This is a genomic window from Pseudomonas sp. 5Vm1k (assembly GCF_056161485.1).
This window is the reverse complement of record NZ_JBSPCZ010000001.1, coordinates 108,260-133,199: the sequence shown is the minus strand read 5'-3', so window position 1 is coordinate 133,199 and position 24,940 is coordinate 108,260. Positions and strand designations below refer to the sequence as shown.

General features: G+C 60.2%; 23 protein-coding genes. 14 read left to right on the top strand and 9 right to left on the bottom strand.

Annotation, left to right across the window (positions count from 1 at the left end; all coding sequences use genetic code 11):
• Positions 1 to 97: 97 nt before the first annotated feature.
• The 8 genes from ACWIKB_RS00575 (at position 98) to fdhA (ending at position 10,376) form a co-directional block, all read left to right on the top strand.
• Complete coding sequence (locus ACWIKB_RS00575; RefSeq protein ID WP_475264899.1) at positions 98 to 814, top strand: TraX family protein; 717 nt, start codon at positions 98 to 100, stop codon at positions 812 to 814.
• A gap of 276 nt (positions 815 to 1,090) precedes the next feature.
• Positions 1,091 to 2,344, top strand: a complete 1,254-nt coding sequence (gene glyA, locus ACWIKB_RS00570) for a serine hydroxymethyltransferase (RefSeq protein ID WP_054044206.1) — start codon at positions 1,091 to 1,093, stop codon at positions 2,342 to 2,344.
• 23 nt (positions 2,345 to 2,367) lie between these two features.
• Positions 2,368 to 3,618 carry a sarcosine oxidase subunit beta gene (locus ACWIKB_RS00565; protein ID WP_007947735.1) on the top strand — a complete coding sequence of 417 codons (1,251 nt, stop codon included), beginning with the start codon at positions 2,368 to 2,370 and terminating at the stop codon, positions 3,616 to 3,618.
• 14 nt (positions 3,619 to 3,632) lie between these two features.
• Positions 3,633 to 3,962: a sarcosine oxidase subunit delta gene (locus ACWIKB_RS00560; RefSeq protein ID WP_054044205.1), complete on the top strand. Its 330-nt coding sequence runs from the start codon at positions 3,633 to 3,635 to the stop codon at positions 3,960 to 3,962.
• A complete protein-coding gene (locus tag ACWIKB_RS00555; RefSeq protein WP_475264898.1) occupies positions 3,959 to 6,976 on the top strand; it encodes a sarcosine oxidase subunit alpha in 3,018 nt (1,005 codons plus the stop codon). Before ACWIKB_RS00560 ends, ACWIKB_RS00555 begins: the two co-directional genes overlap by 4 nt.
• Positions 6,977 to 7,180: 204 nt before the next feature.
• The gene (locus ACWIKB_RS00550; protein ID WP_290026588.1) at positions 7,181 to 7,813 is read left to right on the top strand and encodes a sarcosine oxidase subunit gamma; all 633 of its coding nucleotides are present in this window, start codon (positions 7,181 to 7,183) and stop codon (positions 7,811 to 7,813) included.
• Positions 7,814 to 8,109: 296 nt separating this feature from the next.
• On the top strand, positions 8,110 to 8,967 hold the full coding sequence (purU, locus tag ACWIKB_RS00545; protein ID WP_054044202.1) for a formyltetrahydrofolate deformylase: 858 nt from the start codon (positions 8,110 to 8,112) through the stop codon (positions 8,965 to 8,967).
• A gap of 209 nt (positions 8,968 to 9,176) precedes the next feature.
• On the top strand, positions 9,177 to 10,376 hold the full coding sequence (gene fdhA, locus ACWIKB_RS00540; protein ID WP_007947729.1) for a formaldehyde dehydrogenase, glutathione-independent: 1,200 nt from the start codon (positions 9,177 to 9,179) through the stop codon (positions 10,374 to 10,376).
• Positions 10,377 to 10,590: 214 nt separating this feature from the next.
• On the opposite strand, the gene ACWIKB_RS00535 is transcribed toward fdhA, so the two are convergent.
• The 3 genes from ACWIKB_RS00535 to ACWIKB_RS00525 are packed head-to-tail and all read right to left on the bottom strand — an operon-like array spanning position 10,591 to position 12,555.
• Positions 10,591 to 11,265, bottom strand: a complete 675-nt coding sequence (locus ACWIKB_RS00535; protein WP_475264897.1) for an anti-sigma factor — start codon at positions 11,263 to 11,265, stop codon at positions 10,591 to 10,593.
• The gene (locus ACWIKB_RS00530; RefSeq protein ID WP_475264896.1) at positions 11,262 to 11,906 is read right to left on the bottom strand and encodes a sigma-70 family RNA polymerase sigma factor; all 645 of its coding nucleotides are present in this window, start codon (positions 11,904 to 11,906) and stop codon (positions 11,262 to 11,264) included. The genes ACWIKB_RS00535 and ACWIKB_RS00530 overlap by 4 nt, the downstream gene beginning before the upstream one ends.
• A gap of 55 nt (positions 11,907 to 11,961) precedes the next feature.
• Positions 11,962 to 12,555, bottom strand: coding sequence for a fasciclin domain-containing protein (locus tag ACWIKB_RS00525; protein WP_475264895.1), 594 nt, complete (start codon positions 12,553 to 12,555; stop codon positions 11,962 to 11,964).
• A 336-nt stretch (positions 12,556 to 12,891) separates the two neighbouring features.
• On the opposite strand from ACWIKB_RS00525, the gene ACWIKB_RS00520 reads away from it, so the two are divergent.
• Complete coding sequence (locus ACWIKB_RS00520; RefSeq protein ID WP_475264894.1) at positions 12,892 to 13,449, top strand: DUF2780 domain-containing protein; 558 nt, start codon at positions 12,892 to 12,894, stop codon at positions 13,447 to 13,449.
• A 1-nt stretch (position 13,450) separates the two neighbouring features.
• Here ACWIKB_RS00520 and ACWIKB_RS00515 read toward each other — a convergent pair whose 3' ends face one another.
• Positions 13,451 to 14,338, bottom strand: coding sequence for an acyltransferase (locus ACWIKB_RS00515; RefSeq protein WP_475264893.1), 888 nt, complete (start codon positions 14,336 to 14,338; stop codon positions 13,451 to 13,453).
• A 298-nt stretch (positions 14,339 to 14,636) separates the two neighbouring features.
• On the opposite strand from ACWIKB_RS00515, the gene rloA2 reads away from it, so the two are divergent.
• From rloA2 to creC, 3 genes are read left to right on the top strand one after another with little or no spacing between them, the layout of a single operon-like run.
• The gene (rloA2, locus tag ACWIKB_RS00510; RefSeq protein ID WP_475264892.1) at positions 14,637 to 15,143 is read left to right on the top strand and encodes a retropepsin-like aspartic peptidase RloA2; all 507 of its coding nucleotides are present in this window, start codon (positions 14,637 to 14,639) and stop codon (positions 15,141 to 15,143) included.
• Between the two features lie 59 nt (positions 15,144 to 15,202).
• Positions 15,203 to 15,883: a two-component system response regulator CreB gene (gene creB, locus ACWIKB_RS00505; RefSeq protein ID WP_475264891.1), complete on the top strand. Its 681-nt coding sequence runs from the start codon at positions 15,203 to 15,205 to the stop codon at positions 15,881 to 15,883.
• A complete protein-coding gene (gene creC / locus ACWIKB_RS00500; RefSeq protein ID WP_475264890.1) occupies positions 15,883 to 17,310 on the top strand; it encodes a two-component system sensor histidine kinase CreC in 1,428 nt (475 codons plus the stop codon). Before creB ends, creC begins: the two co-directional genes overlap by 1 nt.
• On the opposite strand, the gene ACWIKB_RS00495 is transcribed toward creC, so the two are convergent.
• On the bottom strand, positions 17,298 to 18,326 hold the full coding sequence (locus ACWIKB_RS00495; protein ID WP_475264889.1) for an acyltransferase family protein: 1,029 nt from the start codon (positions 18,324 to 18,326) through the stop codon (positions 17,298 to 17,300). The two genes, creC and ACWIKB_RS00495, sit on opposite strands and share 13 nt — an antisense overlap.
• Positions 18,327 to 18,564: 238 nt before the next feature.
• Between ACWIKB_RS00495 and creD the strand changes: the two genes are divergently transcribed.
• Complete coding sequence (creD, locus tag ACWIKB_RS00490; RefSeq protein ID WP_475264888.1) at positions 18,565 to 19,935, top strand: cell envelope integrity protein CreD; 1,371 nt, start codon at positions 18,565 to 18,567, stop codon at positions 19,933 to 19,935.
• Positions 19,932 to 20,132 carry a hypothetical protein gene (locus tag ACWIKB_RS00485; RefSeq protein WP_475264887.1) on the top strand — a complete coding sequence of 67 codons (201 nt, stop codon included), beginning with the start codon at positions 19,932 to 19,934 and terminating at the stop codon, positions 20,130 to 20,132. Before creD ends, ACWIKB_RS00485 begins: the two co-directional genes overlap by 4 nt.
• On the opposite strand, the gene ACWIKB_RS00480 is transcribed toward ACWIKB_RS00485, so the two are convergent.
• The 4 genes from ACWIKB_RS00480 to ACWIKB_RS00465 all read right to left on the bottom strand — a co-directional run bounded on the left by ACWIKB_RS00480 (position 20,129) and on the right by ACWIKB_RS00465 (position 24,742).
• Complete coding sequence (locus ACWIKB_RS00480) at positions 20,129 to 20,758, bottom strand: glutathione S-transferase (RefSeq protein WP_475264886.1); 630 nt, start codon at positions 20,756 to 20,758, stop codon at positions 20,129 to 20,131. The two genes, ACWIKB_RS00485 and ACWIKB_RS00480, sit on opposite strands and share 4 nt — an antisense overlap.
• Before the next feature lie 178 nt (positions 20,759 to 20,936).
• On the bottom strand, positions 20,937 to 21,116 hold the full coding sequence (locus tag ACWIKB_RS00475; RefSeq protein ID WP_475264885.1) for a hypothetical protein: 180 nt from the start codon (positions 21,114 to 21,116) through the stop codon (positions 20,937 to 20,939).
• Positions 21,113 to 22,243, bottom strand: a complete 1,131-nt coding sequence (locus tag ACWIKB_RS00470; RefSeq protein ID WP_475264884.1) for a PepSY-associated TM helix domain-containing protein — start codon at positions 22,241 to 22,243, stop codon at positions 21,113 to 21,115. The genes ACWIKB_RS00475 and ACWIKB_RS00470 overlap by 4 nt, the downstream gene beginning before the upstream one ends.
• Before the next feature lie 72 nt (positions 22,244 to 22,315).
• Entirely contained in the window at positions 22,316 to 24,742 is a 2,427-nt protein-coding gene (locus ACWIKB_RS00465; protein WP_475264883.1) for a TonB-dependent siderophore receptor, read from the bottom strand.
• Between the last annotated feature and the right edge of the window lie 198 nt (positions 24,743 to 24,940).

The window sequence follows — 24,940 nt, the reverse complement described above, 5'->3', positions numbered from 1 at the left end:
GCGTCTTGTGGTCAATGATGGTGCGCACTTTACCGAAGATCGTCCGGGGAGCACACGCGATGATGCTGTCAGAAAAACACACAGTTGACGGGCAATTATGCACATGACGCAAAGGGACGGCGCGCTGGATTTGCTCAAGTGGCTGGCGCTGCTGAGCATGGTGCTCGATCACCTGCGATATGTCGGTTACTCCGTCGATTTTCTATATGTACCGGGACGGTTGGCGTTTCCGTGGTTCTGCCTGGCGGTGGCGGCGAATCTGTCTCGGGCGCGTACAGCCACAACTGGCAGTCAGTGGCGCTACGTGGGTTGGTTGATTCTGTTTAGCGTAATCAGCGAAATCCCCTACCGGTTGTTCATTCCTGATCCCGACACGTTGAACGTGATGCCCACCTTGGCTCTGGGGCTGTTGGTGGCGCGTGGCTGGCAACAGCGAACGCTGCAATCGCGACTGCTGGCAGTCGCTGCGGTTTTAATCGCGGTGCTATTTCCGGAACGACTGATGTTCGGTTTCTTCGGTGTGCTGTTGCCGCTGGCGATGCTGCTGGTGATCCGCCGGCCCTGGTATTTCAGCCTGTTGCCGGGGTTGGTGTGCGTGGCGGCAAATCAGTGGCAGGTGCTGTATGCCGCAGCGCAGATGGGTAATGGCGCGGCGATTTTCGGGATTGCCGCTTGTCTGATTGCGCCGCTGGCTGGCGTGCTTCTGTTGCGACATGCCGGTCGTCTCAAGCCGCCGCCGATGCGGCGCTGGGCGTATGCGCTTTATCCGGTGCACTTCCTGCTGCTGCTCGCGCTACGTCAGGCAATCACCTAACCCCCTGTGGGAGCGGGCTTGCTCGCGAAGGCGTCGTGTCAGTCAACGCATGTGTTGAATGTCAGTCCGCATTCGCGAGCAAGCCCGCTCCCACAGGGGATCTCTGTCTGTTCGGGGAAGCCATTTCAGCCCATGTCGTAAACGCACCTTTGCGTGGCGTCCATAGGCATTTGACCTGTCTGCGCCGGTCATACCATCGCATCCAAAGGGCACTGCCGAAAGGTACGTGCCTCACCGAGACGAAAGGCGCACAAAGCCGCCGCTGGGAGAGACGCGATGTTCAGCAAGCAAGACCAGATCAAGGGCTACGACGATGCACTGCTGGCGGCGATGAATGCCGAGGAGCAACGCCAGGAAGATCACATCGAGCTGATCGCGTCAGAGAACTACACCAGCAAACGCGTCATGGAAGCGCAAGGCAGTGGCCTGACCAACAAATACGCCGAAGGCTATCCGGGCAAGCGCTACTACGGTGGCTGCGAGCACGTGGACAAGGTTGAAGCCCTGGCCATCGAACGCGCCAAGCAACTGTTCGGCGCCGATTACGCCAACGTCCAGCCGCACTCCGGTTCTTCCGCGAACAGCGCCGTTTATCTGGCCCTGATCCAGGCGGGTGACACCATTCTGGGCATGAGCCTGGCCCACGGCGGCCACCTGACCCACGGCGCGAAAGTGTCGTCCTCGGGCAAGCTCTACAACGCCGTGCAGTACGGCATCGACACCAAAACCGGGTTGATCGACTACGACGAAGTCGAACGTCTGGCCGTCGAGTGCAAGCCGAAAATGATCGTCGCCGGCTTCTCGGCTTACTCCAAGACCCTCGACTTCCCGCGTTTCCGTCAGATCGCTGACAAGGTCGGTGCGCTGCTGTTCGTCGACATGGCCCACGTTGCCGGTCTGGTCGCCGCCGGTCTGTACCCGAATCCGCTGCCGTACGCCGACGTGGTCACCACCACCACCCACAAGACCCTGCGCGGTCCACGTGGCGGCCTGATCCTGTGCAAGGCCAACGAAGAGATCGAGAAAAAGCTCAACTCCGCCGTATTCCCCGGCGCCCAGGGCGGCCCGCTGATGCACGTGATCGCTGGTAAAGCGGTGTGCTTCAAGGAAGCTTTGGAGCCTGGTTTCAAGGCCTATCAACAACAAGTGATCGACAACGCCCAGGCCATGGCCGGCGTGTTTATCAAACGCGGCTACGATGTAGTGTCCGGCGGTACTGACAATCACCTGTTCCTGGTCAGCCTGATCCGTCAGGGCCTCACCGGCAAAGACGCGGACGCCGCCCTCGGTCGCGCCCACATCACCGTGAACAAGAACGCTGTGCCGAACGATCCACAGTCGCCGTTCGTGACCTCGGGCCTGCGCATTGGCACCCCGGCGGTGACCACTCGCGGCTTCAAGGTTACCCAGTGCGTGACGCTGGCCGGCTGGATCTGCGACATCCTCGACAACCTCGGCGATGCCGATGTCGAGGCGAATGTCGCCCAGCAAGTGGCAGCCCTGTGCGCGGACTTCCCGGTTTATCGCTGAGCGCGGTTTTGGAGTAAATGACTATGCAACGCTATTCGGGCTTCGGCCTCTTCAAACACTCCCTCAGCCATCACGAAAACTGGCAGAAAATGTGGCGCACGCCGACCCCTAAAAAGGTCTATGACGTGGTCATCGTCGGCGGTGGCGGGCATGGTCTGGCGACCGCCTACTACCTGGCCAAGGAGCACGGCATCACCAACGTGGCCGTGGTCGAGAAAGGCTGGCTGGGCGGCGGTAACACCGCGCGCAACACCACCATCGTTCGCTCCAACTACCTGTGGGACGAGTCGGCGCACCTGTACGAACACGCGATGAAACTGTGGGAAGGCCTGTCCCAGGACCTGAACTACAACGTGATGTTCTCCCAGCGCGGCGTCTACAACCTGTGCCACACACTGCAAGACATCCGTGATTCCGAGCGTCGGGTCAGCGCCAACCGCCTCAACGGCGTGGACGGCGAATTGCTGGATGCCAAGCAAGTGGCCGACGAAATTCCGTACCTCGACTGCTCTAAGAACACCCGCTACCCGGTGATGGGCGCCACCGTCCAGCGCCGTGGCGGCGTGGCCCGTCACGATGCCGTGGCGTGGGGCTTTGCCCGTGCCGCTGACGCACTGGGCGTGGACCTGATCCAGCAGACCGAAGTCATCGGTTTCCGCAAGGAAAACGGCGTGTGCATCGGTGTGGAAACCAACAAAGGCTTCATCGGCGCCAAGCGCGTCGGTGTGGTGACTGCCGGTAACTCCGGGCACATGGCCAAACTCGCCGGTTTCCGTCTGCCGATCGAATCCCACCCGCTACAAGCGCTGGTGTCCGAGCCGATCAAGCCGATTATCGACAGCGTGATCATGTCCAACGCCGTGCACGGTTACATCAGCCAGTCCGACAAGGGCGATCTGGTGATCGGCGCCGGTATCGACGGCTACAACGGCTACGGCCAGCGCGGTTCGTACCCGGTGATCGAGCACACCATTCAGGCCATCGTCGAGATGTTCCCGGTGCTGTCCCGCGTGCGCATGAACCGGCAGTGGGGCGGCATCGTCGACACCACGCCGGATGCCTGCCCGATCATCTCGAAAACACCGGTGCCGAACATGTTCTTCAACTGCGGTTGGGGCACCGGTGGCTTCAAGGCTACACCTGGCTCGGGCAACGTATTTGCCGCAAGCCTGGCCAAGGGTGAAATGCACCCATTGGCCGCACCTTTCTCCATCGACCGTTTCCACAACGGTGCGTTGATCGATGAACATGGCGCTGCTGCGGTTGCCCACTAACAGGAGAAATCCCCATGTTGCATATCTTCTGTCCTCACTGCGGCGAGCTGCGCTCCGAAGAGGAATTCCACGCATCCGGCCAGGCGCACATCCCGCGTCCACTGGATCCGACTTCTTGCACCGACGAGGAGTGGGGCGACTACATGTTCTTCCGCGATAACCCTCGCGGTCTGCACCACGAGTTGTGGATTCACGCCGCCGGTTGCCGTCAGTATTTCAACGCGACCCGCGACACCGTGACCTACGAGATTCTCGAAACCTACAAGATCGGCACCAAGCCACAATTCACCGACAAGACCGATAGCTCGAAAGCGGCTACGACGGCTCTGGGAGAGAAGGTATGAGCCAGATCAATCGCCTGTCCAACGGCGGACGGATCGACCGCAACAAAGTGCTGAGCTTCACCTTCAACGGCCAGGTGTACAAAGGCTTTGAAGGCGACTCGCTGGCCGCTGCCTTGCTGGCCAACGGTGTCGACATTATCGGTCGCAGCTTCAAGTATTCCCGTCCGCGCGGCATCTTCGCCGCCGGTGCTGAAGAACCGAATGCGGTGCTGCAGATCGGCGCCACCGAAGCCACGCAAATCCCGAACGTGCGTGCCACGCAACAAGCGCTGTACCAAGGTTTGGTCGCCACCAGCACCAATGGCTGGCCGAGCGTGAACAACGACATGATGGGGATTCTCGGCAAGGTCGGCGGCAAGCTGATGCCGCCGGGCTTCTACTACAAAACCTTCATGTACCCGCAATCGTTCTGGATGACTTACGAGAAGTACATTCGTAAGGCCGCCGGTCTGGGCCGCTCGCCGACCGAGAACGATCCGGACACCTACGACTACATGAACCAGCACTGCGACGTGCTGATCGTCGGCGCCGGCCCTGCTGGCCTGGCCGCTGCATTGGCCGCTGCGCGTAGCGGCGCCCGTGTGATCCTCGCCGATGAGCAGGAAGAGTTCGGGGGCAGCCTGCTCGACTCTCGCGAAAGCCTCGACGGCAAGCCAGCCACTGAATGGGTCGCCAGCGTCATCGCCGAACTGAAAGACACCCCGGACGTGCTGCTGTTGCCGCGCGCCACGGTCAACGGCTACCACGACCATAACTTCCTGACCATTCACGAGCGCCTCACCGACCACCTCGGCGACCGCGCGCCGATTGGCCAAGTGCGTCAGCGTATCCACCGGGTTCGCGCCAAGCGTGTGGTCCTGGCGACCGGTGCTTGCGAGCGTCCACTGGTTTACGGCAACAACGACGTGCCGGGCAACATGCTCGCTGGCGCTGTTTCCACCTACGTGCGCCGTTACGGCGTGGCACCGGGTAAAAAACTGGTGCTGTCGACCAACAACGACCATGCCTACCGCGTGGCGCTGGATTGGCTCGATGCCAGCCTGCAAGTCGTCGCTATCGCTGACGCCCGCAGCAACCCGCGCGGTGCGCTGGTGGAAGAAGCCCGCGCCAAAGGCATCCGCATCCTGACCGGCAGTGCCGTGATCGAAGCTCGTGGCAGCAAGCATGTCACCGCTGCGCGCATTGCCGCGATTGATGTCAAAGCCCACGCCGTCACCAGTCCTGGTGAATGGCTGGATTGCGACCTCGTCGCGACGTCCGGCGGTTACAGCCCGGTGGTTCACTTGGCCTCGCACTTGGGCGGCAAGCCGACCTGGCGTGAAGACATCCTCGGTTTCGTACCGGGTGAAGCACCGCAGAAACGCGTGTGCGTCGGTGGCATCAACGGCGTTTATGGCCTCGGCGATTCGTTGGCCGATGGTTTTGAAGGTGGCGCTCGCGCTGCCAGCGAAGCCGGTTTCAGTGTGGTCGAAGGCACCTTGCCGAAAGCCCTGAGCCGTCTCGAAGAGCCGACCCTGGCGCTGTTCCAGGTGCCGCACGAAAAGAACACCGCACGGGCGCCGAAGCAATTCGTTGACCTGCAAAACGACGTCACCGCCGCCGCCATCGAACTGGCGACCCGCGAAGGCTTCGAGTCTGTCGAGCACGTCAAACGCTACACCGCGCTGGGCTTCGGCACCGATCAAGGCAAGCTCGGCAACGTCAACGGCCTGGCGATTGCCGCCCGTTCGCTGAACGTGACTATCCCGCAGATGGGCACCACCATGTTCCGCCCGAACTACACGCCGGTAACCTTCGGCGCCGTGGCCGGTCGTCACTGTGGGCACATCTTCGAACCGGTTCGTTTCACCGCGCTGCATCACTGGCACGTGAAAAATGGTGCGGAATTCGAAGACGTCGGTCAGTGGAAACGTCCTTGGTACTTCCCGAAAAACGGTGAAGACCTGCACACCGCGGTAAAACGCGAATGCAAAGCCGTGCGCGACAGCGTTGGCCTGCTGGACGCTTCGACCCTCGGCAAGATCGACATTCAAGGCCCGGATGCGCGTGAGTTCCTGAACCGCATCTACACCAACGCCTGGACCAAGCTCGACGTGGGCAAGGCGCGTTACGGTCTGATGTGTAAAGAAGACGGCATGGTCTTCGACGACGGCGTAACCGCTTGTCTCGCCGACAACCACTTTGTGATGACCACCACCACTGGCGGCGCTGCGCGCGTGCTGCAATGGCTGGAAATCTACCAACAGACCGAATGGCCAGACCTGAAGGTGTACTTCACTTCCGTGACGGATCACTGGGCAACCATGACCCTGTCCGGGCCGAACAGCCGCAAGCTGCTCAGCGAAGTCACCGACATTGATCTGAGCAACGAAGCCTTCCCGTTCATGACCTGGAAAGAAGGCCTGGTCGGCGGTGTGCCGGCGCGGGTGTTCCGGATTTCGTTTACCGGTGAACTGTCGTACGAAGTCAACGTGCAAGCCGACTATGCGATGGGCGTGCTCGAGAAAATCGTCGCGGCTGGCAAGCAATACAACCTGACCCCGTACGGCACCGAAACCATGCACGTACTGCGGGCCGAGAAGGGCTTCATCATCGTCGGCCAGGACACTGACGGCTCGATGACCCCGGATGACCTGAACATGGGCTGGTGTGTCGGTCGCACTAAACCGTTCTCGTGGATCGGCCAGCGTGGCATGAACCGCGAAGACTGCGTGCGTGACCAGCGCAAGCAACTGGTGGGCCTGAAGCCGATCGATCCGACCAAATGGCTGCCGGAAGGGGCGCAACTGGTGTTCAACACCAAGCAAACCATCCCGATGACCATGGTCGGCCACGTGACTTCCAGCTATGCGCACAACTCCCTCGGCTATTCGTTTGCCATGGGCGTGGTCAAGGGCGGCTTGAAGCGCCTCGGTGAGCGGGTGTTCGCACCGCTGGCCGATGGTAGCGTGATCGAGGCGGAGATTGTTTCTTCGGTGTTCTTCGATCCGAAGGGTGATCGCCAGAACATCTAGTGGCCTCGGGTCCTGTGGGCGGGCAGTTGCACCGAGTCGTCTGAGCGATTCGCGAGCAAGCCCGCTCCCACAGGGTCTGAGTCGTTAAGAGAATTTGAGTCAGGCATCAATCAATGTGGGAGCGGGCTTGCTCGCGAAGACGGCAGCCCAGTCACCACAAGGGTTGAGACCAACCGCACAACAGAATTCAGGAACAGGTGCTTTATGACCGCAGCCAATGTGTACCAACAACGCCCAACCACCGGGGCCAAGGCCGAGTCGTCGCTGCATCATGCCGACCTCGCCAGCCTGGTGGGCAAGGGCCGCAAAAACGCCGGCGTGATCGTGCGTGAGAAAAAACTCCTCGGCCACCTGACCATCCGTGGCGATGGCCACGATGCCGCGTTCAGCGCTGGCGTGCACAAGGCCCTCGGCATCGAATTGCCGGGCGCGCTGACCGTCATCGTCAAAGGCGAAACCAGTCTGCAATGGATGGGGCCGGATGAATGGCTGCTGATCGTGCCGAGCGGTGAAGAATTCGCCGCCGAGCAGAAACTCCGTGAAGCGCTGGGCGACCTGCACATCCAGATCGTCAACGTCAGCGGCGGCCAGCAGATCCTCGAACTGAGCGGCCCGAACGTGCGCCAGGTGCTGATGAAATCCACCAGCTACGACGTGCATCCGAACAGCTTCCCGGTGGGCAAGGCTGTCGGCACGGTGTTCGCCAAGTCGCAACTGGTGATCCGCCACACCGCCGAAGACACCTGGGAACTGCTGATCCGCCGCAGCTTCTCGGATTACTGGTGGTTGTGGTTGCAGGATGCGGCGGCTGAATACGGCCTAAGCGTCCAGGCTTAAAGCAGTTTGAGTTGGCCTTGTTATTGAGGCTGACTTTGGATCGACCCCTCACCCCAACCCTTCCGAAACGTCGGACCGCCCCAAGGGGGAGAGGGGAAAGGGGGCCGATCTTCAGTGTTTTCGATGTTTAGGTTCGACTTGGAAGCGCTTTTATAGGGCCTGAGCTCACCTCGGTGTTTCAGGTCGATGTAGCTCCAAGAACAACTCGGTCAGTCCCCTCGCCCCTTTGGGGAGAGGGTTAGGGTGAGGGGTGGATTTCCCTGACACCCAGCACAACGAACAGGAGTCACCGCACTATGAGCCGCGCCCCAGACACATGGATTCTGACCGCCGACTGCCCAAGCGTCCTCGGCACCGTGGATGCGGTGACCCGCTTTTTGTTCGAGCAGGGCTGCTACGTCACCGAGCACCATTCCTTCGATGACCGTCTCTCGGGTCGTTTCTTCATTCGGGTGGAATTCCGCCAGCCTGACGGCTTCGACGAACAGGCCTTCCGCGCAGGGCTTGAAGAACGTGGTGCCCATTTCGGGATGATCTTCGAACTGACCGCGCCGAACTACCGGCCAAAAGTGGTGATCATGGTCTCCAAGGCCGATCACTGCCTCAACGATTTGCTCTACCGCCAGCGCATCGGCCAGTTGTCGATGGACGTCGCCGCCGTGGTCTCCAACCACCCGGACCTCAAGCCGTTGGCGGACTGGCACCAGATTCCGTATTACCACTTCCCCCTGGACCCGAACGACAAACCGTCGCAAGAGCGTCAGGTGTTGCAGGTGATCGAAGAGTCCGGCGCCGAACTGGTGATTCTTGCCCGTTACATGCAAGTCCTGTCACCGGAGCTGTGCCGCAAACTCGACGGCAAGGCGATCAATATTCACCACTCCCTGTTGCCCGGTTTCAAAGGCGCCAAGCCGTATCACCAGGCCTACAACAAGGGCGTGAAACTGGTTGGCGCCACGGCGCACTACATCAACAACGACCTGGACGAAGGCCCGATCATCGCCCAGGGCGTGGAGGTGGTGGACCACAGTCATTACCCGGAAGATCTGATCGCCAAGGGGCGGGATATCGAAGGACTGACGTTGGCGCGGGCGGTGGGGTATCACATTGAACGACGGGTTTTCCTCAATGCCAACAGAACCGTTGTTCTTTAGATAGCTTTCGCGAGCAAGCCCGCTCCCACATGGGATTTGTGTCTGCCCACAAATCTCGGTCACACCAACGATCAACTGTGGGAGCGAGCTTGCTCGCGATGGCGGCATAACAAACAACACAAGACACACAGGCAATAACCCGAGCAATCAACGCGCCGCCGCTGTCTGGCGACGCGACCGCTACATAAAAACAACAGCGAGGTGAAAGCATGTCTGGCAATCGTGGTGTGGTGTATCTCGGCAATGGCAAAGTCGAAATACAGAAAATCGACTATCCGAAAATGCAGGACCCGCGCGGCAGGAAGATCAATCACGCTGTCATCCTGCGCGTGGTTTCCACCAACATCTGTGGTTCCGATCAGCACATGGTGCGCGGTCGTACCACGGCGCAAACCGGCCTGGTCCTGGGTCATGAAATCACCGGTGAAGTGATCGAGAAGGGCAGCGACGTCGAGAACCTGCAGATCGGCGATCTGGTGTCCGTACCGTTCAACGTGGCTTGCGGGCGCTGCCGCTCCTGCAAGGAAATGCACACCGGCGTCTGCCTCAGTGTTAACCCGGCCCGTCCCGGCGGTGCCTACGGTTACGTCGACATGGGCGACTGGACCGGCGGCCAGGCTGAATACGCGATGGTGCCGTACGCGGACTTCAACCTGTTGAAACTGCCGGACCGTGATCGCGCGATGGAAAAAATCCGCGACCTGACCTGCCTCTCCGACATCCTGCCGACCGGTTACCACGGCGCAGTGACTGCCGGCGTTGGCCCAGGCAGCACCGTGTACATCGCGGGCGCGGGGCCAGTCGGTCTGGCGGCTGCTGCTTCCGCTCGCCTGCTGGGCGCCGCGGTAGTGATCATCGGTGACGTCAACACTGTTCGCCTGGCGCATGCCAAGGCTCAGGGTTTTGAAATCGCTGACCTGTCCCTCGATACCCCTCTGCACGAGCAAATCGCTGCACTGCTGGGCGAACCTGAAGTGGATTGCGCCGTTGACGCCGTAGGCTTCGAAGCGCGCGGTCACGGCCATGACGGCGTGAAACACGAAGCGCCAGCCACCGTGCTCAACTCCCTGATGGGCGTGGTTCGCGTGGCGGGCAAAATCGGTATTCCGGGCCTGTACGTGACCGAAGATCCGGGTGCTGTGGATGCTGCCGCGAAAATGGGCAGCCTGAGCATTCGCTTCGGTCTGGGCTGGGCCAAATCCCACAGCTTCCACACGGGCCAGACGCCTGTGATGAAGTACAACCGCCAGCTGATGCAGGCGATCATGTGGGACCGCATCCACATTGCCGACATCGTGGGCGTGGAAGTCATCAGCCTGGATGACGCGCCACGTGGTTACGGCGAGTTCGATGCCGGTGTGCCGAAGAAGTTTGTGATCGATCCGCACAAGCTGTTCAGCGCGGCGTAAGGCTTCACGCAATGCAAAACGGCGACCTTCGGGTCGCCGTTTTTGTTGGAGAGAACACAACCCCTGTGGCGAGGGAGCTTGCTCCCGCTGGGGCGCGAAGCGGCCCTAAAACCATCCACAGAGATGAATCAGTTCTAACGCGGTGATCGGTTGACGACTGCTGCGCAGCCGAGCGGGAGCAAGCTCCCTCGCCACAAAAAGCTCATCAGCGCGTTCAAAGCGCCGCCAACGCCCCTTGATACAACACCGGCCCCGTCGGCTGCCCGGTCGGCGAGCCGCCCTTCGGTTCAAGACTCACCGCCAACGCAATCGGCTTGCCGATCAGTGCCTTCTGCGCCGCGCTCAGCTCAACCTTGCCTTTGCCCCCCGCCGGAATCACACCGAGGGAAATTGGCTTGCCGTCCGCCGGTATCGCCCACAACTCCAGACTTTGCTCCGGTGTGACGGCTGCCAACGTCAGCGGCTCGACGCTCAGGTAATTCTTGTGGGCTTCAACTTTCAACGCAGGTTGCGCGCTGGCGCTGAGCAGGGTGGCGCTGTAACGCGCATCGTCGCGGTTGTAGAGCATGCTCAGGAACACGACCACCACCAGCGAACACACCGCCGCTGTCACCCGCATCCAGTTCCAGAATGATCGCTTCTCTGGCACATGCAGTTCTTGCGGATCTATCCGCGCGGTGATGCCTTGCCACACGCGATCCGGCACCGGTTGCTCGGGCAATGCTTCGGTCAAACTGGTCAGACTGTCCCGCCAGTGTGCCAATTCAGCGCGCAGAGCTGCATCTTCCAGCAACAACTGTTCAAAACGTCGCCGAGCCGCCGCAGGCATCAAGCCGATGGCGTAGTCGGCGGCGAGGGCGCGGCGCAGGGGCGGGGTCTGGTAGTTCATGATTCAAGGCACCTGCGCAGGCGCTCCATGCCACGGCGTATCCAGGACTTGACCGAACCCAGCGGCGCGGCCAGGTGTTCGGCCAGTTCAGAGCAGGACAGCCCTTGAAAGTAGGCGACGGTGATCGATTGGCGCTGCATGCCTTCCAGGCTTTCCAGGCAGCGGTTCAAGGCGTTAGCCTCGCGGGTACTGTTGAGTAATTCGTGGGCCGATGGGCTTTCATCCACCAGCGCCAGTTCTTCCAGATCGGTCAACGGCCGGTCGCGGTGTTTACGCAACTGGTCGATGGCCTGGTTACGGGTGATGTTGATCATCCAGGTCAGCGGTGCCGACAGGTGCGATTCATAACGCGAGGCGTTGTTCCAGATACGCACGAAGCTTTCCTGCAACACTTCTTCGGCCAGGTCATGGCGGCCCATGAAACGCAGGGCGACACCATGCAAGCGCGGGCCGACGCTGCGGTATAGCGTCTCGAACGCGCGGCGATCCCCCAGTGAACACTGGGCCAGAAGCTGCCGGAGCTGATCGGTGTCGGCGATGGAAATAACGGTTCTCCAGGCAATCGAGGTAGCGACGGTGGGCTGCGAGCGGTGCCGGTTGCAGGCAGAGGTTAGTTCACGGCGCGCAGTTGTTCCATTCACGGGCGGACACCTCGGGAAAACGCCGGCCCCGATGCGCAGGGCCGGCGAGCACGGCTCAACCTTTGGGCATCAGCACCTTGTCGATGACCTGAATCACCCCGTTGGACTGATACACGTCGTAGGTGGTGATGTCGGCGACGTCGCCCTTTTCATCCTTGAGCGTGATGTTGTGCGGGCCGTTCATCATCACCCAGAGCTTGCCGCCAGCAACGGTGGTGAGTTCGGCCTTGCCGCCGCCGGCCTTGATCTTCGCGGCCAGGGTCATCATGTCGAGCTTGCCGGCGACGACGTGGTAGGTGAGGAGCTTGGTCAGGGTGGCTTTGTTTTCTGGTTTGAGCAGCGTATCCACCGTGCCGGCGGGCAGGGCGGTGAAGGCCGAGTTGACCGGGGCGAACACGGTGAACGGGCCTTTGCCTTTGAGGGTGTCGACCAGGCCGGCAGCTTTCACCGCAGCCACCAGCGTGGTGTGGTCAGCGGAGTTCACTGCGTTATCGACGATGTCTTTGCTCGGCATCATGCTTTGGCCGCCGACCATGACGGTGTCGTGGCTCATGTCTGCCGCTTGTACGGTGTTGAGGGCGAATCCGCCGCCAAGGGCCAGGGTCAGCAGGCTGGCAATCAACGGGGTTTTGATCGAAGTGCGTTTCATGGTGGTGATCCTTGTGGGGGAGAATCGGCCAGGAGTGTCTGTCCGTGCTTGATATACGCGGCGGGGTCTAGACTGGATGCAGCGCGCAGGCATTCTTTTTCAGTACGAAGCTCTGACGGCAACAATCGATCCTGTAGGAGCTGGCGAAGCCTGCGATCTTTTGATCTTGATTGTCGGCGGAGCTGACTGCGTTGAAGATCAAAAGATCGCAGCCTGCGGCAGCTCATAAAGCGCGACAGGCTCTCATGCCTGGGAACAATCCCCGGGGATGCCAGTCGAACGCACAGTTTTTCGCCGCCCATGGGTGGGCGGTTTATGCCTAAAGAGGTTGTCTCGATGAAGATTTCACGCGGTTTTGCACTGGCTTCGCTTATGACCCTGGCGGCCAGCCCGGTCTTCGCCGGGTTCAGCCTGGACGATGTGACCAAAGCGGCTTCGAGCATGCAGGGCGGTAATGCGGCCACTGCCGCCGCCCCGACGCAGGAAACCGCCGGTCTGCTCGGTGCGTTGACTTCTCAACTGAACGTCACCCCGCAGCAAGCCGTCGGCGGCACCGGGGCGATGCTGGGGCTGGCGAAGAATCAATTGAGTTCCACCGACTACTCGCAACTGGCCAAAAGCGTGCCGGGGCTGGACAAGCTCTCGGGTGGCGGTCAACTGGGCGCCTTGAGCGGGTTGCTCGGTTCGTCCGGTAAATCCGCAGGCCTGGAAAATGCCTTGGGCAACGTGAAGAACACCAATGACCTGAACTCTGCGTTCAGCGCATTGGGCATGGACAGCGGGATGGTCGGCCAATTTGCCCCGGTGATCCTCCAGTACCTAGGTGGCCAGGGCGTTGGCGGTCCATTGCTGGAAAGCCTGGGCGGAATCTGGGGCGCCGGTTCCGGTAGCTGATTCAGCGGCGCTCGGCGCGCAACGCGTCGATGCGCCGGTCCTTCTCGATCCAGAGCTGGTTGACCCAGTTCTGGACCGTTTCGCGAAACAGCGGATCATTTTCGTAATCCCCCTGCCACAACGCCGGGTCCAGTTCTCGGGTCTGGATGTCGATGATGACCTTCGGCACATTGCCGCTGATCAAATCCCAGAACCCCGGAATCGGCTGCTGCGGATACACCACGGTCACATCGAGAATGGCGTCCAGCTGTTCGCCCATCGCCGCCAGTACAAACGCCACACCGCCAGCCTTGGGCTTGAGCAGGTGGGTGAATGGTGATTGCTGCTGAGCGCTTTTTGCCGCGGTAAAACGTGTGCCTTCCAGATAATTCACCACCGTCACGGGCTGGCGCTTATACAACTGGCACGCCGCTTTGGTGATCTCCAGATCATGCCCGGCCAATTCAGGATTCTTCGCCAGAAACGCCTTGGTGTAGCGCTTCATGAACGGGTAATCCAGCGCCCACCAAGCCAGGCCGAGGAATGGCACCCAGATCAGTTCTTTCTTGAGGAAAAATTTGAAGAACGGCGTGCGCCGGTTCAGGGTCTGGATCAGTGCCGGGATATCGACCCAGGATTGGTGGTTGCTGATCACCAGGTACGAGGTATCAACCCGCAGGTCAGCGCCGCCGCGAATGTCCCATTGGGTGGGGATGCACAGGCGGAAGATCAGCTTGTCGATTTCGGCCCAGGTCTCGGCGATCCACATCACCGACCACGAGGCATAGTCGCGAAAGCGCCCGGGCAGGATCAGTTTGAGCAAGGCGAACACCATCAGCGGCCCGAACAGGACCAGGGTGTTGAGCAACAGCAGCAGGGTAACGAAACAGCCGGTGAGCAGGCGGCGCATAAGTAACTCTTGGAAGCATTTTGGCGCGCCATGATAAGCAGCTTCGGGCGACAGGCCAAATCGGGGGTGACGAATGTTTCACCTTTGAACGGTTATGCTCCCTGCCTGATGGAGATCCCTGTGGCGAGGGAGCTTGCTCCCGCTGGGCTGCGAAGCGGCCCAAATATTTTATGAGCGCTGCGCACTCAAGCGGGAGCAAGCTCCCTCGCCACAAAGGTTTGCGTTGGTCCAACTATCGTTGTTTTTTGCGGTCTAGAATTTGGCCTCTGCGCCCCTATTTCCCAAGGAAGCCCATTACGTGAAATCCCTCCTTGCACTGCTGACCCTCGTGGCCCTGCCGGTCATGGCCGCCGAGCCGACCCTGTACGGGCGTTACGAATACATCGCGCTGCCGGAAATCGGCGGTGAAGTCCTCAAGGCTAAAATGGACACCGGCGCCCTGACCGCGTCGCTGTCGGCCAAGGACATCGAAATGTTTACCCGTGACGGCGACGAGTGGGTGCGTTTCCGCCTCGGCACCAAGGACGCGAGCAACAAGGTCTACGAACACAAAATCGCGCGGATCAGCAAGATCAAGACCCGCTCCGAAGAAGACGAGGACGACAAGGACGAGGCCGCCCCCACCAAGCGTCCAGTCGTCGATCTGGAACTGTGCCTGGGCAACGTCAAACGCACGGTCGAGGTCAACCTCACCGACCGCAGCAGCTTCAACTACCCGCTGCTGATCGGCGCCAAGGCCTTGCGCGAATTCGGCGCGGCAGTGAACCCGGCACGGCGCTTTACCGCCGACAAACCCGACTGCTGATTGACGGGATGAGAGGCTTGGGCCACCGTTGCGCAACTTAACTGCCGTGCTCGGACGCCATGCCTCATATCCTGATTGTCGAAGACGAAGCGGCCATTGCCGACACGTTGATTTTTGCCTTGCAGGGCGAAGGCTTTACCACCACCTGGGTGAGCCTCGGTGCCGCCGCGCTTGAGCATCAGCGCCAGACCCCGGCCGACCTGATCATTCTCGACATTGGCCTGCCGGACATCAGCGGCTTCGAGACGTGCAAGCAGTTGCGCCGTTTCAGCGACGTGCCGGTGATGTTTCTCAGCGCCCGGGACGGCGAAATCGACCGGGTGGTGGGCCTGGAGATCGGCGCTGACGACTACGTGGTCAAGCCGTTCAGCCCTCGGGAAGTGGCGGCGCGGGTCCGGGCGATTCTCAAGCGCATGGCGCCGCGTATGGTGCCCGAGGTGACATCGGCGCTGTTTCGCATCGACAGCGAACGGGTGCAGATCACCTATCGCGGCCAGCTCCTGACCCTGACCCGCCACGAATTCCGTCTGCTGCAGTGCCTGTTGGAACAACCCGAACGAGTCTTTAGCCGCGAGCAGTTGCTCGATGCCCTTGGCGTGGCTGCCGATGCCGGTTACGAGCGCAGCATCGACAGCCACATCAAGAGCGTGCGCGCCAAGCTGCGGTTGGTGCAGGCCGGCGCCGAACCGATCCAGACCCATCGCGGCCTCGGTTACAGCTACAGTCCGGGGCATAGCTGATGGCGCTGGGAATCCGGATCTTCCTGGTCTATGTGCTGTTTATCGGCCTGACCGGTTACTTCGTGCTCAATACCGTGATGCAGGAAATCCGTCCCGGTATGCGCCAGTCCACCGAAGAAACCCTGGTGGACACCGCCAACTTGATGGCCGAGATCCTGCGCGACGACTTCAAGGCCGGCACCCTCAACCAGAATCACTGGCCGCAGCTGCTCAAGGCCTACGGCGAGCGGCAACCGAAGGCGAGCATCTGGGGTTTGCCGAAAAATCAGGTCAACCATCGCATCTACGTCACCGACGCCAAAGGCATTGTGGTGTTGGACTCCAGCGGCGCGGCGGTGGGCCAGGACTACTCGCGCTGGAACGACGTTTACCTGACCCTGCGCGGCGAATACGGCGCGCGCTCAACCCGCAGCGATCCTAATGATACGAGCTCCTCGGTGATGCACGTCGGCGCGCCGATTCGTGATAACGGTCAGATCATCGGCGTGGTCACCGTGGCCAAACCCAACAGCTCGCTGCAACCCTACGTCGATCGCACCGAACGGCGATTGGTCTTCTATGGCGCCGGTTTGATCGGCCTCGGTCTACTGTTTGGTGCGCTGTTGTCCTGGTGGTTGAGTGCGTCATTGCGGCGGTTGACTGCCTATGCGCAAGCCGTCAGTGAGGGCCGCCGGGTCGAGGTGCCGCATTATCGCGGCGGTGAACTGGAGCAACTGGCGACAGCGGTGGAGCAGATGCGCACACAGCTCGAAGGCAAGGCCTACGTCGAGCGTTATGTGCACACCCTGACCCATGAACTGAAAAGCCCATTGGCGGCGATTCGCGGCGCGGCGGAACTGCTGCAAGGCGAGATGCCACTGGCCCAGCAACAGCGTTTCGTCAGCAACATCGACAGCGAAAGTGCACGGATGCAGCAGTTGATCGAGCGATTACTGAACCTGGCGCAGGTCGAGCAACGCCAGGGACTGGAAGAGCGGATTGAAGTGCCGTTGGCCCCTTTGGTAGGCGAGCTGCTGGACGCTCAGGCGGCACGAATCGAAGGTAAGCAGTTGCGTATTGAACAAACGATTGCCCCGGATCTGGCGCTGATCGGCGAGCCGTTTTTGTTGCGTCAGGCGTTGGGTAATCTGCTGGAAAACGCCCTGGACTTCACCCCGGTTCAGGGCGTGTTGCGCTTCAGTGCCGAGCGAGTTGGGGAGCAGATTGAGTTCAAGTTGTTCAACCAGGCTGAAGCGATTCCTGACTATGCGTTGCCGCGATTGAGCGAGCGTTTTTACTCGCTACCGCGACCGGACAGTGGGCGGAAAAGTACCGGATTGGGGCTTAACTTCGTTGAAGAGGTGGTTAAGTTGCATGGTGGCCAACTGTGGGTCGGCAATGTGGACGGTGGCGTTGAAGCGCGGGTGAGCGTGCCTCAAGGTACTTGATCGACTCGGGGTGCCACCGGCACAGGTCTCAATTTTCGAAGTGTGTTCCGGTGGGCCAGGGCCAGTGCCGGCTGTTCGATAATCAGCCACGAAAGTGTTGCCAGGCCGATGACGATGAAGGCTGAAACGGCCATGGAGGGGAAAAAGGCCAGTTGTGTTTTATTGATGATCAATTGCTGGACGGGAAAGGCGTACAGGTAGATGCCATAGGAGATATCGAAGCGTCCCCTGATGGTTTTATCGACGTACAACAAACCCAGGCTGATCGTCGCCAGGCTGATCCCCAATGACGCCAGGACCCAGACCGCCGAAGTGCCCAGAGATAAAAACACCAGAAGACTGGCAACCACAAAGACCCCGATTTTTGTGCGCGCATTGTTGAAACGGTGTTTGTAAAAAGCGATCAACGACCCGGCGAAAAACGCGATGCCGGCGGCGCAGTAAACCAGAAACTTTTGCGCCAGCGCGTTCATTGGATAGTTGCCCAGGACATAGGTTGCCGCGCAAAACAGCAATAGCAGTGCCCAAGGTATCAAGGCGCTGCGATAAAGGGTCAAGGCCAGCGCCAGCAGAATATAAAAAGCAAATTCGATCTTTAACGTCCAGAGGCTTCCGTTAAAGGATTCGCTGAATATGAAGTCGTGGGTGAGTTCATCAATCGTTGCCCGCCCGAACACCGAAATCCGCAGAAAGTCGATGAAGGCTTCTTTCCCCGAAACATAGTCGCTGGCAAAAAATGCTCCGGCCACGTAGGTCATTACGAACGAGCAAACGATGAGTGCAGGAAAGATCCGTGCGACGCGCTTTACCAGATAACTTTGAACGCTGGTGGCATTCAAGTAACTGAGCGTTATCAGCAACCCGGAAATCGCAAAAAAGCAAAGAACCGCCACACCGCCCAGCGAGTTGTAACCCTCAATGGCGGGCTCGCTCGTACCTGCCAACACATAGTGATGGCTGACCAGGACCATAAGGGCGGCAAGGTGCCTGATCAGGTCAAACGAGTTGTTTCGCAATGGAGCACTCCTTGTCAGGCCTGGTTTGGACTAAACCAACGGCTACAATCCTGAATTGTGTTTGGCCGAGAATGTCTCCATGGAAGGTTTAAACACTTAGGGTCGGCCTTGAGGTTGCGCAGTGTGCCAAGGTAGAAACGGCTTTTGTAGGCATTTCTACACAATCCACACACAGCCTCCACGAAACGCCCACACAGCCCTCCCAGACTCTCCCTCATTCGAACAGGGAGAGACCCACATGAACCGTAACCTGACCATCAAGCTCGGGGCGATTGCCTTACTGATTCTGTTACTGCTGATTCCATTGCTGATGATCAACGGCGTGATCCAGGACCGTCAGCAACTGCGTGACGGTGTGCTTGAAGACATCGCCCGCAGTTCCAGCTACAGCCAGCAATTGAGTGGGCCGCTAATGGTGGTGCCGTATCGCAAAGTGGTGCGCACCTGGAAGCTCAACGAAAAAACCAATGAGCGTTACCAGGAAGTTGGCGAAGAGCGGGGCCGTTTGTATTTCCTGCCGGAGCGCTTCGAACTGGATGGCAACGTCCAGACCGAACTGCGTTCCCGGGGCATTTATGAAGCGCGGCTGTTCCACGCCGATAACCGCATCAATGGCCATTTCTCGATCCCGGAGCAGTTGGGGATCAAGGAAGACTTCGCCGACTATCAGTTCGACCAGCCATTTCTGGCGGTCGGTATCAGCGACATTCGCGGCATCGAGAACGCGCTGAAACTGGAACTCGATGGCCAGCGCCTGGACTTCGTTCCTGGCAGCCAGGTGGGTTTTTTGGGCGAGGGTGTGCATGTCATGCTGCCGGCGCTGGATGCAACGCAGGCCACGGAGTTGGCCTTCGGTTTCGATCTACGCCTCCAAGGTACCGGCCAGTTGCAAGTACTGCCGGTGGGCAAGACCAGCAAAGTGTCGTTTGCCGCCAACTGGCCGCACCCAAGCTTCATCGGCAACTACCTGCCGGCCCAGCGCGAAGTCACCGACCAGGGTTTCACTGCCAATTGGCAAACCTCGTTCTTCTCCACCAACCTGCAAGAAGCGTTGAACAGTTGCGTATCCGGCGCTGGTTGTGACGCGTTCAACGGTCGCAGCTTTGGCGTGAGCTTCATCGACCCGGTGGACCAATACCTGAAAAGCGATCGGGCGATCAAATATGCGCTGTTGTTCATCGTCCTGACCTTCGCCGGTTTCTTCCTCTTCGAAGTGCTGAAAAGCCTGGCAGTGCACCCGGTGCAATACGCACTGGTCGGCGTGGCTCTGGCGTTCTTCTACCTGTTGCTGCTGTCGCTGTCCGAGCACATTGGCTTTGCCCTGGCTTATCTGCTGTCGGCGAGTGGTTGTGTGTTGCTGATCGGCTTCTATGTCTGCCACGTGCTGCGCAGCGTGCGCCACGGCTTGAGTTTTTCGGCGGGGTTGGCAGCGTTGTACGGTTTGCTCTACGGCTTGTTGAGTGCCGAGGATTACGCGCTGTTGATGGGCTCGCTGTTGCTGTTCGGGTTGCTGGGTGTGTTCATGGTGCTGACCCGCAAACTGGACTGGTATGGGATCGGGCAGAAGTCGGCCAAGCCGTTGGTGTTTGATATGGGAGCGGTGGAATGAGCCGGTCGTTGGGGTTGCGCGAGGATCAGCGGGAAGGGGAGGTGTTGGCGACGCTGATTTTTGGGTTGTTTCCGTTAGATCCAGTGTGGTGCATTCGCGAGCAGGCTCGCTCCCACAATGGATTGCATGAACAACACAAAACCAATGTGGGAGCGAGCCTGCTCGCGATGAGGCCGGGACATTCGATGAAGCTCTAAACCTTAGGCATTGTCGCCAACATCGAAGCCCGCTGACTCACCTCAAAAAACCACTCGGCCAGCTTCGGATTCGCCGTGCGCCATTCCAGATCCGGATGGCGCAAGTCGAGGTAACCCAAGGCACATGCCACGCTAATCGCGGCTACGTCGAAATGGCTGGTCAGTTCGGCAATCGCATCCGCTTCGAGCAACGCCAGGGCACGGCGGATCTTCTCGCGCTGGCCGTCGAGCCACTGGTCCCAGTGTTTCTCCGGGGCGCGCAGGGCTTGTTCATAGCGAATCATCACCGCGGCGTCCATGATCCCGTCGGCCAGGGAGGCCAGGGTCAGGCGACGCCAGCGTGCCGAACCGTCGCGCGGGATCAGCGGATTGCCGACATGCTGGTGATCGAGGTAATCGAGGATCACCCGGCTGTCATGGATCACGTTGCCATCGGCCAGGCGCAGGGCCGGGATCTTGCCCAGCGGGTTGTCTTCGCAGAGCGCCAGGTCCGGGCTGACCGGCGTCAACTGGCTGAGTTGCAGGGCCACGCGGTCGGTCTGACCGGTCTCGTGCAGCAGCACCGTGACTTTGCGAACGAAGGGCGAAGCGGGGTTGTAGAACAGGGTCATGCTCGGGGCGGACATGGCAGCGTCTCGATCGGTGGCAGTGCGGGGCAGCATAGCGCGTTGATCCGATAGCTCAAGATCAGAAATGAACACAGGACCCCATGTGGGAGCGGGCTTGCTCGCGAAGGCGTCGTGCCAGTCAACATTGATGCTGAATGACACACCGCTTTCGCGAGCAAGCCCGCTCCCACAGGGACTAGTGGCGTTGCAACAATCCGCGCAAGGCGAGGCCTGCGGGAATGCCCAGGCCCAGCCAGCTCAAGGCATCCCAAACCCCATCCCCCAGCAATGCGGAGAACAACCCGGCGGCACTCAGCAGTGCAATCACCGTCGGGGTGGCGAAGACTTTCCAGAAATTCGACTGCCTGGGTTTCATTCCGGGCGCTCCACTTTGGTGAGCACGGGTTTCGCCGCTTTGCGCCGCACCACCCACAAATAAACCCCGCTGCCGAGCACGATGATGGTCAGCACATCCAGGGTCGCCCAGAGGATTTTCATCGGCATGCCGCCGTAATCGCCGAAGTGCAGCGGTTGCGACATGCCCATCGCGTCCATGTACCAGGGGCGCTCGGCCACGGCGGTGACCTTCAGAGTACTGGCGTCGATCAGCACGGGTGTCAGCAGGTGCGACGTCAGGTGCGTGCTGCCTTTCATGAACACCGCGTAATGGTGTTCGCTGGAGAAGCGCGTGCCGGGGAAGGCGATGAAGTCCGGCTGCATGTCCGGCGCGACTTCCTTGGCGATGTCGAGTAATCGGGTGGCGGGTGCCAGTTGTGTCAGCGGCGGCGCATCGCGGTAGGGCGCGACCATCGCGCTCAGGCTGTCGTTGCGCCACGCGGCGATCAGCAGGTCGGCGCAGGCGCTGATCACCCCGGTCACGCCGACTACCAGCGCCCAGGTCAGGGTCACTACGCCAATCAGGTTGTGCAGGTCGAGCCAGCACAGGCGCGTGGATTTGTCCTGGCGCACGGTGGCAAATTTCAAGCGGCGCATGAACGGCAGGTACAGCACTGTGCCGGAGACAATCGCCAGCACAAACATGATCCCCATGAATGCCAGCAACAACTTGCCCGGCAGCCCGGCAAACATGTCCACGTGCAGGCGCAACATGACCATCATCAGCCCGCCATTGGCCGAGGGCATTTCCAGCGCTTCGCCGGTGCGGGCATCGAGCATGAAGGTGTGGGACGAGTTGGGTTCGGTGCCGGCGGTTTTCGCCATGATCGCGATCACGCCGTTGGGGTCTTCATCGTCGTAGCCGAAATACTGCATGACTTCGCCGGGACGATGTTGTTCTGCGGCCAGCACCAATTGCTGCAAGTTCAGCTGCGGGGTATCGGCCGGCATGACCTTCAACTCGGCGGCATCGCCCAGCAGGTGGTCGATCTCGTGATGGAAAATCAACGGCAGGCCGGTCAATGCCAGCATCAGCAGGAAGACCGTACAGATCAGGCTGGTCCAAGTGTGGATGCAGGACCAGCGGCGGATGGTTTTGCTCTTCATTTCATGGCCTTCAGAAAGACCAAAGCCGTCCTCGAAGGACGGCCTGGTCGTGGCGCGTGTCAGGTCAGGCGATTACCACTTGTATGTGGCGCTGGCGACGACGCTGCGTTGGTCGCCGTAGTAGCAGTAGAAGCTGTCGCAAGTGGAGATGTAGTCCTTGTCGAACAGGTTGGTGGCGTTGACGGCCAGCGACGCGCCTTTGAGGCTGTTGTCCAGGCGGCCGAGGTCGTAATGAACCGAGGCGTCGAACACGGTGTAGGCGTCAGCCTTGCCCAGCCAGGTGTTGCCCTGGTCGCCGTAGGTGTTGCCGGTATAGCGAACGCCCGCACCCACGCCAAAGCCGTCCAGTACGCCGGTGTGCCAGGTGTAATCGGTCCACAGCGAGGCTTGCTGGTTCGGCATCAGCTGCAGGCGATTACCTTTGAAGTCGCCTTTTTGCACCTCCGACTTGGCCAGGGTGTATGCGGCGATGACCTTAAGGTTTTCGGTGACGTCGGAAACGGCTTCCAGCTCCAGGCCCTTGACCTTCACTTCGCCGGTCTGGCTGGTGATCGGGATGTCGGCCACTGTGGTGGTGACCGAGACGTTTTTCTGAGTCAGGTCATACACCGCGGCGCTCAACAAGGTGTTGCTGCCCGGCGGCTGGTACTTGATCCCCAGTTCCCACTGCTTGCCTTCCGTTGGCTTGAACGAGTCGGTCGGTGAGCTGCTGGCGTTGCTCGTTGGCTGGAACGATTCGGCATACGACAGGTAAGGCACGAAACCCGAATCAAAGACGTAGCTGATGGCCGCGTTGCCGCTGAATTTCTTGTTGCGATCAGTATTGGTCGCGTCTGCTTTGTTGAAATACGTGGTGGCGGTGTGAATCCAGTCTTCGCGACCACCGAGCGTCAGGCGCCATTGATCAAGCGCCATCTGGTCTTGAACGTACAGACCGGTCTGGTTGGTTTTCTGATCGTAGTCGTAGTACGCGGTGGAGCGCGCCGGACGCTCGATCGGCTGGCCATAAATCGGGTTGTTCACGTTGATGCTCGGAGCGGTGCCGAAGATCGAGGTGTAGTTGGAGTTGGTGCGCTGGTGATCCAGACCAATCAACAGGGTGTGGCGGATGTCGCCGGTTGCGAAGTCACCCTGGAAATTGTTATCCACGGCGAACTGGCTGATGTCTTCATCGACACTGGTGGTAGTGCGCCCGACGTTACCCTCGGCGTCGACCATTGTGTAGGGGTACGAACCGACCGTGACGGCCTGGAAGGACAGGTCGGTCTTGGTGTAGCGCAGGTTTTGTTTGAACTGCCAGACATCGTTGATGCGATGTTCAAACGCATAGCCCAGCGCGTAGTAGGTGCGGTCGTAGTATTCCCAGTCCGGGTCGCCGAGGTTTTTGTGGTGGGAAATATCACCGAACGGCATTTTGATCTTGGTGCCCTGTACCGGCAGGAACTGGCTGGTGATGCCGGTATCGTCACGGGTGAATTGCGTGAGCAGGGTGAACTTGGTGTCTTCGTCGATATTCCAGGTCAAGCTTGGGGCGATGTTGTAGCGCTTGTTGTCGATGTGGTCGATCTGCGTGTCGCTGTCGCGCACTACACCGCTCAAGCCGTAGAGGAAGCGACCTTCATCGTCGATCTTGCCGGTACTGGCGAAGTTGATCTGACGGTAATTGTCGCTGCCGTATTGCAGCTGGATTTCATTGCTCGATTCGGCGCTGGGACGTCGGCTAACCATGTCCAGCAGACCGCCCGGCGGGGTCTGGCCGTACACCGAAGAGGCCGGGCCACGCAGCAGGGCGATGCGGTCCAGGTTCCAGGTTTCCGCTTTCGGCATGGCGTACACGCCTTTGGGCAGCGGCAAGCCGTCGAGGAACTGGGTCGGCTCGAAACCGCGTACCCGCAGCCAGTCGGAACGGGTGTCGCTGCCGTAGCTGCTGGCCACGATGCCGGGCATGTAGCGCACGGCATCATCAAGGTTTTGGACCTTGCGGTCGTCCATCTGCTGACGGGTCGCGACGGAAATCGAACGCGGTGCTTCTACCAGTGCGGTGTCGGTTTTGGTGCCTGCGGCGGTACGCGTGGCCACGTAACCCTCGACCGGCCCCCAAGCGCTTTCGGCATTTCCTACGCCAATGACCGCGGTTTCCGGCAACGCCATGACGCCTTCGGGCACCGCCACCAGGCTATAAGTGCCGGTGCTGCTTTGTTCCAGCTGTAAACCGGTGCCGCGCAAGGCTTCACGCAAGGCGCCGGTGGCGTCGAACTGGCCGTTGACCGGCGCCGAGGTCTTGCCCGCCGCCAGGGATGGATTCAGCGACAGCGCCAGACCGGCCTGACTGGCGATCTGGTTCAGGGTGCTGGCCAACGGCGCGGCCGGCAGGTTGTAGGCGCGAACGCTGGACACCTGTTCAGCGGCGATCAGTTGGCTGCTGGCCAGAGGGGCACAAAGAGCAATGGCGACCGCCAGCAAACTGGGGCGCAACAAGGTGTCGAGCGAACGGGACATACAGCGGCTCCTGAATGGAAATATTTCTCAATTGCCTAGGTGCCGAACGAGAATGCAAAAGTGATAGGGCGGGATGAAAATAATTTCGATTCGTGATTTGCGGTGTGGTTGCTGGCCTCTTCGCGGGCAAGCCTCGCTCCTACAGGTCGGCGGCGCACCTCGGTACTTGTATGAGCGAGGCTTGCCCGCGAAGGCGCC